This window comes from Flavobacterium sp. NRK F10, from assembly GCF_024054235.1.
Classification (GTDB): domain Bacteria; phylum Bacteroidota; class Bacteroidia; order Flavobacteriales; family Flavobacteriaceae; genus Flavobacterium; species Flavobacterium sediminis.
In genome coordinates, this window is sequence record NZ_JAMXLC010000005.1 from 1 (window position 1) to 404 (window position 404).

Below are 404 nucleotides of genomic sequence, written 5' to 3' on the forward strand. Positions count from 1 at the left end.
GCCACCGGAACGGGAACACCGATAGGTACTTCCCGAATCCTTTACAATTCAACCTACGGCTTTTCCGTAAACACCGCTTATGTGAAATACGTGGAAGATACCACAACCGGGAAACATTCCTATAACTTTCCGCTTACGCGGGACAGTTTGGTCACTTCCCATTTGGAAAATCTCTTGCTATCGTCACGTTCCGACGGGAGTTACGATGCGTATATTGTGGAATACGGTTTTTCAAAGGACGAATACAATGCTGTGTCTCAAACAACGCTGAACAACACAACGACCCGTTATTATCCGATAGATTTTGACACTTCTGTCTTCAACAGCGGCGAGTTAAACAAAATGGTGCTGGAATACAGTTGTGTAGAAATATGGTCATTGGAAGTCGTACCGGCCCACCAGGG

Annotated in this window: 1 protein-coding gene; it reads left to right on the plus strand. The window is 45.8% G+C overall.

The window, feature by feature from the left end:
* Positions 1 to 404, plus strand: a 404-nt coding sequence (locus NHF50_RS15595) for a hypothetical protein (protein WP_252777362.1), incomplete at both ends; no start/stop codon positions are given.